Source organism: Streptomyces sp. NPDC017890, from assembly GCF_044328675.1.
Taxonomy (GTDB): domain Bacteria; phylum Actinomycetota; class Actinomycetes; order Streptomycetales; family Streptomycetaceae; genus Streptomyces.
On the sequence record NZ_JBIRHU010000022.1, the window covers coordinates 81,240 to 99,031 of the forward strand.

At 71.4% G+C, this 17,792-nt stretch carries 11 protein-coding genes; 8 read left to right on the plus strand and 3 right to left on the minus strand.

The features are described from left to right. Positions 1 to 151: 151 nt before the first annotated feature. Entirely contained in the window at positions 152 to 766 is a 615-nt protein-coding gene (locus tag ACH4F2_RS27105; RefSeq protein WP_398135358.1) for a hypothetical protein, read from the minus strand. 283 nt (positions 767 to 1,049) lie between these two features. Continuing rightward, positions 1,050 to 3,215: a RecQ family ATP-dependent DNA helicase gene (locus tag ACH4F2_RS27110; protein ID WP_398135359.1), complete on the minus strand. Its 2,166-nt coding sequence runs from the start codon at positions 3,213 to 3,215 to the stop codon at positions 1,050 to 1,052. A 165-nt stretch (positions 3,216 to 3,380) separates the two neighbouring features. Between ACH4F2_RS27110 and ACH4F2_RS27115 the strand changes: the two genes are divergently transcribed. The 7 genes from ACH4F2_RS27115 to ACH4F2_RS27145 all read left to right on the plus strand — a co-directional run bounded on the left by ACH4F2_RS27115 (position 3,381) and on the right by ACH4F2_RS27145 (position 14,810). Then, positions 3,381 to 4,973, plus strand: coding sequence for a DUF4192 domain-containing protein (locus ACH4F2_RS27115; protein WP_398135360.1), 1,593 nt, complete (start codon positions 3,381 to 3,383; stop codon positions 4,971 to 4,973). Positions 4,974 to 5,514: 541 nt separating this feature from the next. Further along, positions 5,515 to 7,434 carry a glycogen debranching N-terminal domain-containing protein gene (locus ACH4F2_RS27120; protein ID WP_398135361.1) on the plus strand — a complete coding sequence of 640 codons (1,920 nt, stop codon included), beginning with the start codon at positions 5,515 to 5,517 and terminating at the stop codon, positions 7,432 to 7,434. A 131-nt stretch (positions 7,435 to 7,565) separates the two neighbouring features. Next, positions 7,566 to 8,324, plus strand: a complete 759-nt coding sequence (locus tag ACH4F2_RS27125) for an NUDIX domain-containing protein (protein ID WP_398135362.1) — start codon at positions 7,566 to 7,568, stop codon at positions 8,322 to 8,324. Positions 8,325 to 8,447: 123 nt separating this feature from the next. Continuing rightward, the gene (locus ACH4F2_RS27130; RefSeq protein ID WP_398135363.1) at positions 8,448 to 10,709 is read left to right on the plus strand and encodes an ATP-binding cassette domain-containing protein; all 2,262 of its coding nucleotides are present in this window, start codon (positions 8,448 to 8,450) and stop codon (positions 10,707 to 10,709) included. A 161-nt stretch (positions 10,710 to 10,870) separates the two neighbouring features. Continuing rightward, complete coding sequence (gene whiH, locus ACH4F2_RS27135) at positions 10,871 to 11,758, plus strand: sporulation transcriptional regulator WhiH (protein ID WP_398135364.1); 888 nt, start codon at positions 10,871 to 10,873, stop codon at positions 11,756 to 11,758. Between the two features lie 527 nt (positions 11,759 to 12,285). Then, on the plus strand, positions 12,286 to 13,818 hold the full coding sequence (locus tag ACH4F2_RS27140; RefSeq protein WP_398135365.1) for an RNA polymerase sigma factor: 1,533 nt from the start codon (positions 12,286 to 12,288) through the stop codon (positions 13,816 to 13,818). Between the two features lie 134 nt (positions 13,819 to 13,952). Further along, entirely contained in the window at positions 13,953 to 14,810 is an 858-nt protein-coding gene (locus ACH4F2_RS27145; protein WP_398135366.1) for a S1 family peptidase, read from the plus strand. 112 nt (positions 14,811 to 14,922) lie between these two features. Here ACH4F2_RS27145 and ACH4F2_RS27150 read toward each other — a convergent pair whose 3' ends face one another. Next, positions 14,923 to 15,153 carry a hypothetical protein gene (locus ACH4F2_RS27150; RefSeq protein ID WP_031035360.1) on the minus strand — a complete coding sequence of 77 codons (231 nt, stop codon included), beginning with the start codon at positions 15,151 to 15,153 and terminating at the stop codon, positions 14,923 to 14,925. A 440-nt stretch (positions 15,154 to 15,593) separates the two neighbouring features. Here ACH4F2_RS27150 and ACH4F2_RS27155 point away from each other — a divergent pair, with 440 nt between their 5' ends. After that, positions 15,594 to 17,717: a type IIA DNA topoisomerase subunit B gene (locus ACH4F2_RS27155; protein ID WP_398135367.1), complete on the plus strand. Its 2,124-nt coding sequence runs from the start codon at positions 15,594 to 15,596 to the stop codon at positions 17,715 to 17,717. The last annotated feature ends 75 nt before the right edge of the window (positions 17,718 to 17,792 follow it).

Sequence of the window (17,792 nt, forward strand, 5' to 3'; positions counted from 1 at the left end):
GGCCGCCGGACCGGCCCGCGCGCGGCGGCTTCGCCTGCCCGGGCAGGCGAAGCCCGCTGGGCGGCGTACGGGCGTTGTCAGGTATCTCTTGTGCCTGGACATCGCTCCGGGTGTCGCGGCGCGGTGCCGGAGCGCACCGTGTCCGTGATGCTCAGCGAGCCGCCGCCCGGCGAAGCACGTCCGAGGCGACGCCGCCGGTCCGCGGCGGCGGCGCAGGCGTCTCGGACGTGGCGAACGGCTCCGGCGCTGACACCGTGTTCGGCCGGCGCCCGCCGCGGCCCTCGCCGAGTACCTGCCAGCCGTCCCGGGTCAGCGTGATGTACGCGCCGCAGCGCAGCCCGTGCAACGTGCACGCGTCCCGCAGCCCCCACATCCACGCACCGTCCTCTTCCGTCCAACGAGCGTCGCCCTCGCGGCAGTAGAGCAGCACGGCGGTGCGCACCGGAGTGCGGCGCCGCAGATCGTGCGGGATGACCCGGCGCAGTTGGGAGAGCAGCGCGTTGCGGAACATCCACCCGTCGGCCGGGGTCCGGCGGCTGGTGAACGAGGCGCTCGCACGCAGGCGTTCGTCCGGATCGAGTACGGCCACGATCGCGGTCGCGGGCTTCGGGCGGTGCCGCGAGTGCAGCCCGCTGACTACCTCTCGCGGATTGCGCAGCAACGGGATTCCGGCGGCGGCCCACTCCGCCGGTTCGAGCACGCGAGTGGCGGAAGCGGCGGACGACGACAACGATGCCGCCGAGGACGGAGCGAATCCGAAGGTCACGTTCCTCCCTTCGGCTACGCGCCCACACTGCGGGCGGGGTCGGATGTGAGGGAGCGCGCACCGCAGTGAGGCCCTGCCGGATCACGGACGAGCCGTGCGGGGAGCGGACTTCAATTCTTCCTGTCGAACTTGGATGCGGCAACGAGCAATTGGGGCCGACGACCGTTATCGGATGATGCGCGTCCTATATCCCTACCCAGAGCCCAGCCGGGTGACGCACGGGGCGCGCCACCCCGCGATCGCGTGGAGCTGCCGCCCCGCGAAGTGCTCCCGTGGCGGGCGGTCATCCCTGCACAGCCAGGACCATGGGCAACACCCCCTGGGCGCCGGCGCGACGGAGCAGCCGGGCCGCCACCGCGAGGGTCCAGCCGGTCTCGGTGCAGTCGTCCACGAGCAGGACCGGGCCATTGAGGCCGGCGAGCGTGGCGGCGAGTCCGGGCGGTACCGTCAGCGCGCCGTCGAGTGCCTTGAGCCGCTGCGCGCTGTTGCTGCGCGGCGCTCTGGGCACCTCACCCGTGTACTCGAGCGAACCGAGCAGCGGCAGCCGGCCGACCTCGGCGATGCGTGCTCCCAGGGAGTGGACCAGTTGGGGCCGGGTGTGCGAGGGGACGGTCACCACTCCGACGGGACGTGGCCGGCCGTCGGCAGCTCCCAAGGCCCATCCGCCGGGACCCTTCGCCCAGTCGGCCAGCACCGTCACGACGGCCCTCGCGACATCGTCAGGCACCGGGCCGTCCGGTGCCTGGGCCGAGAGCATCGGCCGCAGCCGGTTGCCCCAGCCGATGTCTGACAGACGGCCCAACGCTCGGCCGGTCCCGGCCTGTTCCCCGGCCGGAATGCGCCCCTTCAGGTCGACGCCGATCGCGGGAAGTCCGGTCGGCCACATGCGGCGCGGCTCCACCTCGACGCCGGCCCGGCCGAGGTCGACCCGCGCGGCGTCGAGAGCATCGGTGGAGGTGTCCGCGGTGAAGCGCGGACCCGCGCAGTTGTCGCAGTGGCCGCAGGGCTTGGCCCCCTCGTCGTCCAGCTGGCGTTGCAGGAACTCCATCCGGCAGTCCGTCGTCGAGGAGTAGTCGCGCATCGCCTGCTGTTCGGCTCTCCGCTGCCGAGCCACCCAGTCGTACCGCTCAGCGTCGTACGTCCACGGCTGCCCGGTGGCGATCCAGCCGCCCTTGACCCGCTGGACCGCGCCGTCCACGTCGAGGACCTTGAGCATGGTCTCCAGCCGGGAACGGCGCAGCTCCACCAGGGGTTCCAGAGCGGGCAGCGACAAGGGCCGCTCCGCGCGCGAGAGGATGTCGAGCGTGCGGCGCACCAGGTCCTCCGACGGGAAGGCCAGCGAAGCGAAGTACTCCCAGATCGCTTCGTCCTCCTTCCCCGGCAGCAGGAGCACTTCCGCGTGCTCGACACCACGCCCGGCACGGCCGACCTGCTGGTAGTACGCGATGGGGGAGGAGGGCGAACCCAGGTGCACCACGAAACCCAGGTCCGGTTTGTCGAATCCCATGCCCAGTGCCGAAGTGGCGACCAGTGCCTTGACCCGGTTGGCGAGCAGGTCGTCCTCGGCCTGCTGACGGTCGGCGTTCTCGGTCTTGCCGGTGTAGGAGGCCACGGTGTGGCCGCGCTGCCGCAGGAAGGCGGTGACCTCTTCGGCGGCGGCCACGGTGAGCGTGTAGATGATCCCGGACCCCGGCAGCTCGTGGAGGTGGTCGGCGAGCCAGGCCATCCGGTGCGCGGCGTCGGACAGTCGCAGCACAGCCAGGCTGAGGCTCTCCCGGTCCAGCGGGCCGCGCAGCACCAGCGCGTCCGACGTGCCGCCGGTACCGAGCTGCTCCGCCACGTCGGCGGTCACACGCGCGTTGGCGGTGGCGGTGGTCGCCAGGACGGGCACGCCGGCCGGGAGGTCGGTGAGCATCGTGCGCAGCCGCCGGTAGTCCGGGCGGAAGTCGTGGCCCCAGTCGGAGATGCAGTGGGCCTCGTCCACCACGAGCAGACCGGTCGCGGCGGAGAGCTTGGGCAGCACCTGATCGCGGAAGTCCGGATTGTTGAGCCGCTCGGGACTCACCAGCAGCACGTCGACCTGGCCGGCGGCGATCTCTTCCTGGACGGTGTCCCACTCCTCGGTGTTCGAGGAGTTGATGGTACGGGCGCGGATGCCGGCCCGGGCCGCCGCCTCGACCTGGTTGCGCATCAGCGCGAGCAGCGGGGAGACGATCACCGTGGGCCCGGCACCGCGGTCCCGCAGCAGCGCGGTCGCCACGAAGTAGACCGCGGACTTGCCCCACCCCGTGCGCTGGACGACCAGGGCCCGGCGCCGGTCGGCGACCAGCGCCTCGATCGCCCGCCACTGGTCCTCCCGCAGCCGGGCGGTGCCGGTGGCGTCCCCGACGAGGCGGGCGAGGACCGTGTCGGCCGCTGTCCGGAGATCCGCGTTGCTCGTGTGCTCCATGCCTTCCATACAACAGGACGGGACTGACAGTCGGGCGGCGGGGCGGGGAGGCCGCCGGCGACGAGCGGGGCGGACGCGGCCGTCGGAGGACGTGTGTGATGTGTCCCTGATCGAAGTTATCCACAGGTGAAAGCGGAATTTCTCGATCCGCGAGATCGTCGGGCCATGACGAACCACAGCGAAACGACCGGATCCTCCGAGAACGGCGACGTGTCCGGCCCCGTGAAGCCTGGCCCCGCGGCCCGCACCCCGTACGACAACCTTGGTGACGAGCACCAGGTCACCCTGCGCACCCCCGCCGAACTGGCCGACGCCCTGCCTTACCTCCTCGGATACCGTCCGGAGGACAGCATCGTCCTCGTCGCCCTGCGCGACAGGGCCGGGCGGGGCCGTTTCGGTGGCCGGGCCCGGCTCGGCATTCCGGGGGACGCGGACGACTGGACGGGTGCGGCCGGACAACTGGTCCACGGCCTGGTGAACGGCAGCGAGCGCCGAGGGGTGCGGCCCGAGCAGATGGTCGCCTACCTCTGTCAGGAACCAGCGCGGGGCGAGACCGGCCGAGAGGTGATGGAGCGACTGCGGCCGCTGGCCCAGAAGCTGCGCGTCGCATGCGGCGCCCTCGACGTACCCGTGGTCGAGGCACTGTGCATCTCGGCCGGGCGCTTCTGGTCGTACTGCTGCGACGACGCCGTCTGCTGCCCGGCCGACGGCACCCCCATGGGACTGCCGGGCACGTCCGTGCTGGCCGCGGCGGCCACCTACGCCGGTATCCAGGTGCGCGGTTCGCTGAGCGACCTGCGGGCTAGGCTGCTGCCCCGGGAGAACGCGGCGGCACTCGAACAGGAGGCCGCACTGGACGCGGCCGCCGTGACGGTGGTCTCCCGGATCCTCGACGACAGCGGCCGTGCGGAGGTGGCCGAGGAGACGCTGGAACTGGCGCGGCGGGTCATGCGACGCCTCGCCGAGGCCCCGCCCGTCTCCGGTATGCCCGCCGAGGACCTGCGCGACGACCAACTGCTCGGTCACGACGAGACGGCGGCGCTGATCCTCGGCCTGCAGGACCGTACGACACGTGACCGCGCGGCTGAATGGATGGAGGGTGACGAGGCGGGCCCCGCGCTGCGCCTCTGGCGGGTTTTGGCCCGCCGCTGCGTCGGATCGTACGGCGAACACGCGGCCGCGCCCCTCACCCTCGCCGGATGGGTCGCCTGGTCCACCGGCGACGAACTGGAGGCCCGAGAGGCTCTGGCCATGGCACTGGGCGCGGATCCGGACTATCTCTTCGCCCGGCTCCTGCACCAGGCGTGCAACGAGGGCCTCGATCCCGAGTCGGTCCGCCGCTGCCTGCGTGCGGAGCGCGGGGGCCGTGCCGGCACGGGAGCCGGTGCGCCGGGTGCCGGAGAGCCGGCCTGCGGGCCCGTGAACGGCGAGCCGGCCGAGCCCTCGTCCGCTCCGCGGACCCATGGCAGCCCTCGGCGCCGTACGCGCTCCGTCGCCCCGGCCGGCGGAATCCGTCGCCGTGCGAGGGCGCGGGACCGTGAGCCTGGCGCGGAGATTGGGCGTCCCCGCATGCCGGCGGGCGGCGAACGCCCGGGCAGCGCGCGAACTGGTCGTACGCGGTCACGTGCTTCGCGGACAGGAACAGGAACAGGAACAGTGACGGGGGCGAGGGCGGGAGCCAGGGGCCCGATGGACGCGTGCGCGGAAGGCGTGGACAGGGGAGAACCCGGGGCCGGAGGGGGCGGCGAGCGGCTTTGAAGAGGGGTTGCGGGTGGGTGAACCGCGACACCGTCCTCCGGCCGTGGTCGGCCAGCACCTAGCGGCGTTCCGGGTTGGGGAGGCGGCTCGTGGCTCGCGCCCCACCGGCGGGCAACCACCTGGGGCGTGACCCGGAGGACGCCCCCTCCGTTCACCTGAGTGGCGGAACGCCCGGACCGTCCGGGATGCCGCACCGCACTCGTCAGGCCGCACCACCGCACACGGCGCCGTTCCGTCCGAGGCGCACCGAGCACACAGAGGGAGCCTTCCCGTGCACCAGCCGACTCCGCCCTCCGCAGCCACGGACACCGCCGCCTCCGGCCGGAGGGCGACGCTGCCGTCCCTCGCCGTGTCCATGACGCCTGTCAGCCAGCGTGGCTCGGGGCCGGGACAGGCGCAGAGCCTCTGCCCGCCGGCGGTCCGACCCCGGCCGGCGCCGTCCCCGTCGTCGGCACGGTCGGGTGTGGAGCCGGTCGTTCCTCGGAGTGCGCCGCCTGCGATGCCGCACATGGGCGGGGACCTGCCGCCCATCCACCGAACCATGATCGGCGTTGCCCTCCCCGGTCTCGTGATCTCCACGGAACAGGGGCAGTTGACCGGCCTGGGCCTGGAGGGCTTCTACCGTGCGGGCCGGCGTCTGCTCTCCCGGTGCCGCCTGCGCGTGGCCGGGCGGGAGCCGGTTCCGTCGCAGGCCCGGACGGCAGGCGCCGACCGTGCCCTCTTCGTGGGAACGCTTCGGACATCGTCCGCGCCGGGTCCCGACCCGGATGTCATGGTCGAGCGGGCCCGGGACGCCGGTGGTACGGAGCGGATCACGCTGCGCAGTTGGGCGTCCCGCCCGCTGCGGTTGCCGGTCGAGGTGGCCCTCGGTACGGATCTGGCAGACCTCGGACTGATCGCCGCGGGCAGCGCGGGCCCCGACCTGCCGGCCAGCGTCCACGACTCCGGTCTGCGGTGGTCCTGTGCCGCGGGCAGCGCGTCGGTCACAGCAGTCCCGCCGCCCGCCGACGCTCTGGCCGCCGCCGGCGTGCTGCGGTGGGAGTTCGTACTGCCTCCGGGCGGCAGCGTGAGCGTCGAGCTGCGCGTACGACCGGACGGCGCGGGCCCGCTCCGGGCGGTGGGCCGCACGGCGGCCGGCCAGCTGGCCTCCGCACAGGCCACCGGTGACGACCCGGCGGTCACCGCCCTCCTGCGCACCAGCATCGAGGACCTCCGCGCCCTGATGCTGCGCGATCCCGCACACCCTGCCGACGTCCATCTCGCGGCCGGCGTCCCCTGGCGCTGCGGTCCGGCCCCCGCCGAGGCGCTCGCCGCCGCCCGGATGGCGCTGCCCCTCGGCACCAGGCTCGCCGCGGGTACGCTGCGCGTCCTCGCCCGCACCCAACTTCGTGGCCCCGGCCCTCGGGACGGAATGATTCCCGGGCCCAGACGTGACACCGGCCCGCATCTGCCGCCGGGCTGCACCGGCACCGAGGCGACCCTCCTGTTCCCCGTACTCCTCGCGGAGGCCCGCCGCTGGGGGCTCGGGGAACAGGAGACGCAGGAGCTGATGCCGGCGGCCGAGCGGTGTCTGACCTGGCTGCGCGCCACCGTCGGGGACGGCACGTACGTACCCGATCCGCACCCCGGCGGCCCTGTCCGCTGCGAGACCCAGGCCCACGCACACCGCGCCGCCCTGCTCGGTGCCGAATTGCTCGACGCCTTCGGCAGACCGGGCGGTGACGGACTGAGGCAGTGGGCCCGGAGGCTGCGGACGGCGTTCCGGCGGGATTTCTGGATCGACGACCCGGCGGGCGGACGGCCGGCGGCGGCCCGGGCCCCGGACGGACGCCTCGTGCCGCACCTGAGCGTGGCCGCGGCTCACCTTCTCGACACCGGGCTGCTCGGTGGGGGCATCGCGGCCCCGGGCCTGCTCGACCCGGTGCAGACCGGCCAACTCGCCCGCCTGCTGGGCAACCCGGTCATGGACTCGGGCTGGGGTCTGCGTGGACTGGCCGCGAAGGAAGCGGGATACAACCCCTTCGGGCACCGCGCCGGGGCAGTACGCGTCCAGGAGACGGCGATTGCGGTGGCGGGCCTGGCCACCGCCGGTCATGAGAAGGAGGCGGGCTCACTGCTGCGCGGCGTGCTGGCCGCGGCGGGCGCCTTCGGCCACCGGCTGCCGGAGATGTACGCGGGGGAGCAGCGCACCGATGCGAGCGCTCCCCTGCCGCATCCCGCGGCCTGCCGCCCGGCCGCCACCGCGGCTGCCGCAGGGGTGATGCTGCTGACGACGCTCGTCGGCATTCGTCCCGACGCCCCGGCCAGGACCGTCACCCTGCGTCCCGTACGCAGCGCACCGCTGGGGGAGCTCGGACTGACGGGGCTGCGGGTCGCCGGAGCGCCCTTCTCGGTGCGGGTCGGCCGGCTCGGCCTGGCCATGGTCGAAGAGGCCGCCGACGGCCTGCAACTGGGAGCTTGACCTGGAATGACGTGGTCGCGCACGGCGACCGGGAGGGGGCGGCGGGGGCCGCGTCGGACCGGATCGGATCAGTCGTCGAAGCGGTCGGTGAAGGGAGTGTTTATCGTCAGGCAGACGACTATGATCGCCGCATGCCCTACGACCCGTCAGCCTTCCCGCCCTTCGCCGTCACTGTGGACCTGGTCGTGCTGACCGTGCGCCGCCACTCCCTGTGCGCGCTGGCGGTACGCAGGGGCGAGCCGCCGTTTCAGGGCCGCTGGGCCCTGCCCGGCGGTTTCGTACGGGCCGGCGAGGATCTGGCGCAGGCGGCGGCGCGGGAGCTGGCCGAGGAGACGGGACTGTGTGTCCACGACCCCGTCGCACCCGCCCAGGACAACGGTGCCCACCTGGAGCAGCTCGCGACGTACGGCGACCCCGAGCGCGATCCCCGGATGCGCGTGGTCAGTGTCGCCCACCTCGCGCTCGCTCCCGACCTGCCCGCGCCACGGGCGGGCGGTGACGCCAGCAACGCGCGCTGGGCGCCGGTCGAGGAACTGCTGGAGCAGGCCGGCTACGGCCGTGTCGGCGAGCCGGTGGCGCCGCTCGCCTTCGACCACGCCCAGATCCTGGCGGACGGGGTGGAGCGAGCTCGCTCCAAGATTGAGTACTCGTCGCTGGCCACCGCGTTCTGTCCCCCCGAGTTCACCGTCGGCGAGTTGCGCCGCGTCTACGAGGCGGTGTGGAGTGTGGCGCTCGATCCGCGCAACTTCCACCGCAAGGTGACGGGCACGCCGGGCTTCCTCGTTCCCACCGGTGGTACGACCACCCGCCAGGGCGGGCGTCCCGCCCAGCTCTTCCGGGCCGGCGGCGCTACTCTCCTCAATCCTCCGATGCTGCGCCCCGAGGTGTGACAGCGCGCCCGGCCAGAACCTCGGAGCGAACGGCGAGCAAGAGATCGGAGTGAACCGTCACCCTCTGCCCGTTCCGCCTTGCGATGCCCGAAAAATCGGATATGGCACGCTATCTTGCTACGGGTGATCCAGGCCTTCGGACTGACCAGCAACCCCCGCAAGGAGCTTCCGCCCGCCGTCGACGACGTCTCGTTCGAGGCACGTGCGGGCCGCGTCACCGCGCTGCTCGGTGCATCGGGCGCCGGCAAGACGACGGCGCTCAGACTCATGCTCGAACTGCAGCACGGCCGTGGTCTCGCCTACTTCAGAGGCCGTCCCCTGCACCGCATCGCCCATCCCTCGCGTGAGGTCGGCGTGCTGCTGGGAGATGTTCCGGGACACCCGGCCCGCACGGTTCGCGGCCATCTCCGCATGCTGTGCGCGGCGGCCGGTGTTCCCGTCCGGCGGGCCGACGAAGTCCTGGAGTCGGTCGGCCTCGTGAGCCTGCGAGACGAACGTCTCGGCACGCTCTCCCGTGGCATGGACCGACGCCTCGGAATGGCCTGCGCACTGATCCCCGACCCGCACACCCTGGTACTCGACGACCCTGCCGGCGCGCTCTGCGCCCGCGAGGCCCGCTGGCTCCACGGCGCGCTGCGCGACCATGCCGGCCAGGGCGGCACCGTCCTTTTCAGTACGGCCGACCCCAAGGAGGCGGCGCGTACCGCCGACCACGTCGTCACGCTGGAACGGGGCAGAGTCGTCGCCGACCAGGACGCGGCGGACTTCTCCCGCACCCGTCTGCGCCCCCGCGTCGCCGTCCGCAGCCCGCACGCCGCCCGCCTCGCTGCCCTGCTGGCCAAAGAGGCACGCACGGCCCGCCGTTCCGTCGAGGTCGTACGCGAGGGCGGCAACCGCCTCGCGGTGTACGGCAGTACGTGCGCCGAGGTCGGCGAGACCGTGTTCCGACACGGAATCCTGGTCCACCAACTCGCGGACGAGGTCGGTGACATGGGGCCAGGCGCGGGGGTGGTGCCCGTGGACCTGCAGGCGGGGGCAGCGAGCGACGGGACGCCGGTCACCGGAGCCCCGGCCGCCTCCCGCCCGGCCGCCCCTCGTCCGGCCGTCGCCGGCCCGCGCCACCCGGCTGCCACCGAGGCCCTCCCGGCATCCACCGGCCCACACCACCCGGCCGCCCCCGTTTCCGGCACGGTCGGCCCGCACCGGCCTCCCGCCGGTGACGGCAGCACGCAGCCCGGTGGACCACAACCGCCCGCCCCGGCCGACTCCTCCCAACGGTCGGCCGGCGCGGTCCCGCGCGATCCCGGGGAGGCGCACTCCCTCGCTGACGCACCTCGGCCGACGGACGGTGAGGCCGGGCCAGCGGGGGCGGAGCCGCCCCGTGGCGACGACAATCCTCAGTCCTCCTCCACCGAGACCGGGCCGACCGCCGCGAACCCCCGACACCTCGCCGATGATCCTCAGCCGATGACCGGCCTTCAGCCCCTCAACGGAGCTGGAAAGGCGTCCCCCGCCATGGGCGGAGGCACCGGTGCGGCCACCGCCGTTGCCGCCTTCACGGCCGACACCCGGAAGGCGGCGTCGTCGCTTCCGCCCCCCGTCTCCGTCCGCTCGGCCCCCAGCCCCCTGCGCCCGCTTCGCTACGAACTCCGCCGTGCGGTCGGCATCGGCACCGGGTTCGTCACCGGCGCTGTCGTGCTCGTCGTGTCCGCCGTCATCGCCGTGGTCCTGGCGCGTGTCGGGCACACCCCGCAGCCGCGGCTCCTGGCCGCGTGGCCGCGGGAGCTGCCGTTGCCGCCCGCGGCGCTCGGCGCGGGGCTGCTCGGTGCGCTCGCCTTCGGCGACGAGTTCCGCCACCCTGCCCTGGCGGCGGACCGGGGTACCGTGCCCCGCCGGATGGGGCTGCTGACCGCCAAGCTCCTCGTCTCCGCCGCCACCGCGTTGGTGCTGGCCGTTCTGACGGTGGGCTGCGACGCCGAAGTGCTCCGGTTGTTCTACGGACAGGAGCTCGCCCGAGTTCCCGCCGACTGGCCCGGGCTGAGCGCTGGTTGGCTCGGGCTCGTCGTCGGATGCGCCTGGTCCGGTGTGCTCGCCGCGGGTGTCTTCCGGTCCACCACGGCCGGGCTCGCCGCGGTGGTCGCCGTTCCCGTGCTCGTCGTACCGCTCGTACAAAGGGCCTGGGAGGGGCCGTCCGTACGGACCGCCGCCGGTCTCCCGATGCGGGTGCGCGAGGCCCTCCTGACGCAGTGGCCGTTCGGCGGCGAGCGGTATCTGGCCGAGGTGCTGCATGTGATCGTCCAACCTGTGGGCAGCGCGCTGACGTTGTCGCTGACCGCTCTGCTCTGCGCATACCTGCTCGTGACCCTGCGCGGCAGGGTCCGGTGACGCCCCCCGCGCCCTTCCGGTCCGACCGTGTGCGCAACTCCCCGGGGAAAGCCCATTTCTTTCCGATAAGGCGTCAATTGCGACGGGGTGAGCGATCACCCTTTCGTGTGCTTTTCACCAAAGACCTCAAGGGAGTTGAGAACGGCGCCGACAAAGGATGCGTGAGTACCCTTGCGCACACCATGATGACCGCCGCCCGCTCCGCCGACTCCGGCCTCGCGAACCCGGGCGAACTCGACCGCTACCCCTACGCCGAGGCGCCCGCCGTCGACCGCGTCGGAGTGCCCGCCTGGGAAGGGGCGGAGCCCGAGCTGGGCCGCGTGGGCCGGCGTGCCGGGGGCAGCCGCGGCCGCGGACTGCACGGGCAACTCGTCCAGCAGCTGGGCCAGATGATCGTTTCGGGTGACCTGGGCGCCGACCGCCCGCTGGTGCCCGAGGAGATCGGCCAGCGCTTCGAGGTGTCCCGTACCGTCGTCCGTGAGTCCCTCCGCGTCCTGGAGGCCAAGGGCCTGGTCAGCGCCCGCCCGAACGTCGGCACGCGCGTGCGCCCCGTCAGTGACTGGAACCTCCTCGACCCTGACATCATCGAGTGGCGCGCCTTTGGACCGCAGCGCGACGACCAGCGCCGCGAGCTCAATGAGCTGCGCTGGACGATCGAGCCGCTCGCCGCGCGCCTCGCCGCAGGGCACGGACGCGAGGATGTCCAGCAGCGCCTGTCGGACATGGTCGGGATCATGGGGCACGCCATGGGGCAGGGTGACGCGCTCACCTTCTCCCGTGCCGATGCGGAGTTCCACACGCTGCTCATCCAGATCGCGGGCAACCGCATGCTGGATCACCTCTCCGGGATCGTCTCCGCCGCCCTGCACGTCTCCGGCGGCCCGGTCACGGGCTGTGACCGGCCGAACGACGTCTCGCTGGCGCAGCACGGCAGGATCGTCGACGCCCTCGCCGCGGGGGACGGCGCGGCGGCCGAGACGGCCATGCGTCAGCTTCTGACCGTTCACCCCGAGGTGGAACGCGTGGTGCCCGCCCCGCGCGAGCACTGACCGCGTTCCGCCGCAAACGGCGCGGGCCGGGCACGCCAGACCCCTCCTATGGCTGTGGCCGGCCGGTCCGCCGCCACCGCGGGCCCCGCGGAGTCCCTCGGGATTCCGCGGGGTCCGAAGGTGTGATGAGAGGCTGAGCATCCTGGAGCGATGAGAGGCTGAGCTCCTTGGTGTGATGACAGGCTGAGCTCCCTGGAGCGATGACAGGCTGAGCATCTCGGAGCGACGACAGTCAGAGCCTCCGGTGCGGCCGAGTCGTACTCGTCAGTGACCTTGTTCGGCCAAATTTGACCTGTTTTGAACGCTTACGGGGTGTGACTCGGGCCACGCGGATTGGGCGTAACGCTCGTGGGAACAACGCGATGACCTAAGAGGTGACAGCCGCGGAGGGAATACGGACGCCGTTCATGGCGCTGTGCATCTCCCCGGCCCGCCCGCGCCGTCGGCCCACTCCTAAGCCGACGGTCGGCTCCTGTCCTCCATGGACGGGGCCGGAAGCCGTTTTCCAACGTTCCGAGAGGTTGTTCGTGTCGGCCAGCACATCCCGTACGCTCCCGCCGGAGATCGCCGAGTCCGTCTCTGTCATGGCGCTCATTGAGCGGGGAAAGGCTGAGGGGCAGATCGCCGGCGACGACGTGCGTCGGGCCTTCGAAGCTGACCAGATTCCGGCCACTCAGTGGAAGAACGTACTGCGCAGCCTCAACCAGATCCTCGAGGAAGAGGGTGTGACGCTGATGGTCAGTGCCGCAGAGCCCAAGCGCACCCGCAAGAGCGTCGCAGCGAAGAGTCCCGCCAAGCGCACCGCCACCAAGACGGTCGCGGCGAAGACGGTGACCAGCAGGAAGGCCACCGCCCCCGCCACCCCGGCGGCGCCCGCCTCTGATTCCGCCGGTGAGGAAGAGTCCTCCGCCAAGAAGGCGGCGGCCAAGAAGACGACCGCCAAGAAGGCGGCAGTGAAGAAGACGACCGCCAAGAAGACGGCGGCGAAGAAGACCACCGCCAAGAAGGAAGACGGCGAGCTTCTCGAGGACGAGGCGATCGAGGAGCCGAAGGCCGCGACGGAGGAGCCCGAGGGCACCGAGAACGCGGGCTTCGTACTCTCCGACGACGACGAGGACGACGCTCCGGCCCAGCAGGTCGCCGCGGCCGGCGCCACCGCCGACCCGGTCAAGGACTACCTCAAGCAGATCGGCAAGGTGCCCCTGCTCAACGCCGAGCAGGAGGTCGAGCTCGCCAAGCGCATCGAGGCGGGCCTGTTCGCCGAGGACAAGCTGGCGAACTCCGACAAGCTCGCGCCCAAGCTCAAGCGCGAGCTGGAGATCATCGCCGAGGACGGCCGCCGCGCCAAGAACCACCTCCTGGAGGCCAACCTCCGCCTGGTGGTCTCCCTGGCCAAGCGCTACACCGGCCGCGGCATGCTCTTCCTGGACCTCATCCAGGAGGGCAACCTCGGTCTGATCCGCGCGGTGGAGAAGTTCGACTACACCAAGGGCTACAAGTTCTCCACGTACGCCACCTGGTGGATCCGTCAGGCGATCACCCGCGCGATGGCCGACCAGGCCCGCACCATCCGTATCCCGGTGCACATGGTCGAGGTCATCAACAAGCTCGCGCGCGTGCAGCGCCAGATGCTTCAGGACCTGGGCCGCGAGCCCACCCCGGAGGAGCTGGCCAAGGAGCTCGACATGACCCCGGAGAAGGTCATCGAGGTCCAGAAGTACGGTCGCGAGCCCATCTCGCTGCACACCCCGCTCGGCGAGGACGGCGACAGCGAGTTCGGTGACCTCATCGAGGACTCCGAGGCGGTCGTCCCGGCCGACGCGGTCAGCTTCACGCTCCTGCAGGAGCAGTTGCACTCCGTCCTGGACACCCTGTCCGAGCGTGAGGCGGGCGTCGTCTCCATGCGTTTCGGTCTCACCGACGGTCAGCCGAAGACCCTCGACGAGATCGGCAAGGTGTACGGCGTCACGCGCGAGCGCATCCGCCAGATCGAGTCGAAGACGATGTCGAAGCTGCGTCACCCGTCGCGTTCCCAGGTGCTGCGCGACTACCTCGACTAGATCGCGGTCGTACGAGCGACGAGGCCCGGTTCCGGCAGGTGGGGAACCGGGCCTCCGTGTTGACCAGCGGGTGCGCGGCACGGCGGGCTGGATCACTCTTGGTGTTCCACCACGACTCTGAGTGAGGAGCCTGCATGCGTCGCCTCTTTGCCCGGGCACTGGCCCGGCCGCTGGTCCTGGCGGCCGCGGCGACCGCGATACCGCTGGTGTCCGCCGCCCCCGCATCCGCCGACAGCGTCGTCGTCGGAGGCTTTCCGGTCGAAGTGACCGACAGTCCGTGGACCGTCGCCCTGTCCAGCCGTGACCGGTTCGGAGGTACGCGGGCGGGACAGTTCTGCGGGGGAGTGGCCGTCGGCCGTACCACCGTGCTCACGGCGGCCCACTGCCTGGGCGAGGAGGTCCTCGGGTCGCCGCCCGAGCAGGTACGCGACCTGAGGGTCATCGCCGGCCGTACGGATCTGCTCTCGGACCAGGGTCACGAGGTTCCGGTCCGCGACGTCTGGGTGAACCCGGCGCACGACAACGTCACCAATGCCGGTGACTTCGCGGTGCTCACCCTCTCCGCGGCTCTTCCCGCCGGCTCGGTCGTGGGGATGGCGGCCGAGGGAGACCCCGCCTACGAGCCCGGGACGGGAGCGCTCGTCTACGGATGGGGGGACACCTCGGGTGCCGGGGACTACGCGGGCAACCTGCGGGCGGCACGCGTGCGCGTGCTCCCCGACGCGCGCTGTGAGCGGGCGTATTCGGGAAGCGACGACGGACGGTATCTCGCCGGCAGCATGCTCTGTGCCGGAGAGGACGTCGGAGGCCGCGACGCCTGCCAGGGAGACAGCGGAGGGCCGCTGGTCGCCCAGGGAAGGCTCATCGGACTCGTGTCCTGGGGGAGCGGCTGCGGGCGCCCCGGTAGTCCCGGGGTGTACACACGCGTCTCAGCGGTTCTGCGGACGCTGGGATGGGACGACACCGTCGCGCGGCAGCGCGAGGGCGCCTGACGGCCCCTGAGAGCCTTCCGCGCACGAGCACGGGCGGCCGCCTCCTGGCTTGCGGAGGCGGCCGCCCGTTCATCGGCCTGTGCCGAGCCGGCTCGTCGTCGGGCGCGGAGCGTCAGCGCTCTTCCTCGGCGGAAGATTCCGGAACGGCCGTGAGCCGCTCCGTCTCGTCCTGTATCTCAGCGGCGATCTTCTTGAGTTCCGGCTCGAACTTGCGCCCGTGGTGAGCGCAGAAGAGCAGTTCTCCGCCGCTCAGCAGGACGACGCGCAGGTATGCCTGGGCGCCGCAGCGGTCGCAGCGATCAGCGGCCGTCAGCGGGCTTGCGGAAGTCAGAACAGTAGTCACGTCGCCTCTTCTCTAGCTCGACGAGCTGTCGTACCAGGGTCAACATCCAACCAGCCCCAAAACGTTCCCGCTCGTGGCTTTTCCTCGAAAAAACTTTCCGAGGGGCAGGCTGTTGCCGGTTGGCGGCGAATGTGCCGTATTGCGTGTCTGTGTGTCGTACGGGTTCGCGCAGTCGGTCAGTGTCAGTCCCGCCGGCTGGGTTGCCGGTTTGTTCATGAGGACGTGCCCGGAGCCTAAATGGTTCATGCCTCGAAGGGAACGTGATGTGTACTTCACCCCATCGAGGGATCGAACAAGCATGCGACGCTGGACTAGGGTGAGTCCACGACGAGGGTGGCGTTACAACGGCTCTACCAGGCCTCGGTACCCTCTGACCGGTGAACCGAGCCGCGCCCTTACCCAGCGGGGCCCCATCTGAAATTCAGCGAGGAGCGAACCGCGTGACCGCCGAGACATCCGTGCCGTCCACTGCGCTGCTGGCAGGAGCAGACCGGGACGGATCCAACTACACCGCGCGGCACCTGCTCGTCCTCGAAGGGCTCGAGGCCGTACGCAAGCGTCCGGGCATGTACATCGGATCGACCGACAGCCGTGGCCTGATGCACTGCCTGTGGGAGATCATCGACAACTCCGTCGACGAAGCCCTCGGCGGTTACTGCGACCACATCGAAGTGATCCTCCACGACGACGCGTCGGTGGAGGTCCGGGACAACGGCCGGGGCATCCCGGTCGACGTCGAACCCAAGACCGGCCTGTCCGGTGTCGAGGTCGTCATGACCAAGCTGCACGCCGGCGGAAAGTTCGGAGGCGGCTCGTACGCCGCCTCCGGCGGTCTGCACGGTGTCGGTGCCTCCGTGGTGAACGCGCTGTCCGCACGGCTGGACATCGAGGTGGACCGCAGCGGGCACACCAACGCCATCAGCTTCCGGCGTGGCGTTCCGGGCGCCTTCACGGGGAGGGGGGCGGACGCGAAGTTCGAGGCCGGCAGCGGACTGCGCAAGGCCAAGAAGATCCCCAAGAGCCGCACCGGCACGCGCGTGCGGTACTGGGCCGACCGCCAGATCTTCCTCAAGGACGCCAAGCTCTCCCTGGAGACGCTGCACCAGCGGGCCCGCCAGACCGCCTTCCTGGTGCCCGGACTGACCATCGTCGTCCGCGACGAGTTCGGCCTCGGCGACGGCGGCAGCAAGGGCGAGGAATCCTTCCGCTTCGACGGCGGTATCAGCGAGTTCTGCGAGTTCCTGGCCAGTGACCGGCCCGTCTGCGACGTCCTCCGCTTCAGCGGGAACGGCAGTTTCAAGGAGACGGTCCCCGTGCTCGACGAGCACGGCCAGATGACGCCCACCGAGGTCACCCGCGACCTCGGCGTCGACGTCGCGATGCGCTGGGGCACCGGATACGACACCACCCTCAAGTCGTTCGTCAACATCATCGCCACGCCCAAGGGCGGCACCCACGTCGCGGGCTTCGAGCAAGCGGTGGCGAAGACGATGAACGAGGTGCTGCGGACCAAGAAGATGCTGCGCGTCGCCGAGGACGACATCGTCAAGGACGACGCCCTGGAGGGGCTGACGGCGGTCGTGACGGTCCGCCTCGCCGAGCCGCAGTTCGAGGGGCAGACAAAGGAGGTCCTCGGCACCTCGGCGGCCCGCCGCATCGTGAACAACGTCATCACCAAGGAACTCAAGGCGTTCCTGACCTCCACCAAGCGCGACGCCGCCCAGCAGGCCCGCGTGGTCATGGAGAAGGCCGTCGCCGCGGCCCGCACCCGCATCGCCGCCCGTCAGCACAAGGACGCCCAGCGCCGCAAGACGGCCCTGGAGTCCTCCTCGCTGCCCGCGAAGCTCGCCGACTGCCGCAGCGACGACGTCGACCGCAGCGAGCTGTTCATCGTCGAGGGCGACTCCGCGCTGGGTACGGCGAAGCTCGCCCGGAACTCCGAGTTCCAGGCGCTGCTGCCGATCCGCGGCAAGATCCTCAACGTCCAGAAGTCGTCCGTGACCGACATGCTGAAGAACGCCGAGTGCGGCGCGATCATCCAGGTCATAGGAGCCGGGTCCGGCCGTACCTTCGACATCGACGCGGCCCGCTACGGCAAGATCATCATGATGACCGACGCCGATGTGGACGGGTCCCACATCCGTACTCTGCTCCTGACCCTGTTCCACCGCTACATGCGGCCCATGGTGGAGGCAGGCCGGGTGTTCGCCGCGGTGCCGCCGCTGCACCGCATCGAGCTCGTCCAGCCGAAGAAGGGCCAGGACAAGTACGTCTACACGTACTCGGACCGGGAGCTGCGGGACAAGCTCATGGAGTTCCAGAGCAAGAACATCCGGTACAAGGACTCCATCCAGCGGTACAAGGGTCTGGGTGAGATGGACGCCGACCAGCTGGCGGAGACGACCATGGACCCGCGGCGCCGCACCCTGCGCCGGATCAACCTCACCGATCTGGACTCCGCCGAGCAGGTCTTCGACCTGCTGATGGGCAACGACGTCGCTCCCCGCAAGGAGTTCATCTCCAGTTCGGCGGCGACGCTGGACCGTTCGCGTATCGACGCGTGACCGCGCGTAGCCGTTGAGCCGGGCCCGGCGACCGAGAACGGGCCCGGCGAGGTGACCTCGCCGGAGGGGCACAGT

Bases quoted from the DNA above. Each gene is read 5' to 3' on its own strand.
- ACH4F2_RS27110 (WP_398135359.1), bottom strand. From the start codon at position 3,215: ATGGAGCACACGAGCAACGCGGATCTCCGGACAGCGGCCGACACGGTC.
- ACH4F2_RS27125 (WP_398135362.1), top strand. From the start codon at position 7,566: ATGCCCTACGACCCGTCAGCCTTCCCGCCCTTCGCCGTCACTGTGGAC.
- ACH4F2_RS27120 (WP_398135361.1), top strand. From the start codon at position 5,515: ATGATCGGCGTTGCCCTCCCCGGTCTCGTGATCTCCACGGAACAGGGG.
- ACH4F2_RS27145 (WP_398135366.1), top strand. From the start codon at position 13,953: ATGCGTCGCCTCTTTGCCCGGGCACTGGCCCGGCCGCTGGTCCTGGCG.
- ACH4F2_RS27115 (WP_398135360.1), top strand. From the start codon at position 3,381: ATGACGAACCACAGCGAAACGACCGGATCCTCCGAGAACGGCGACGTG.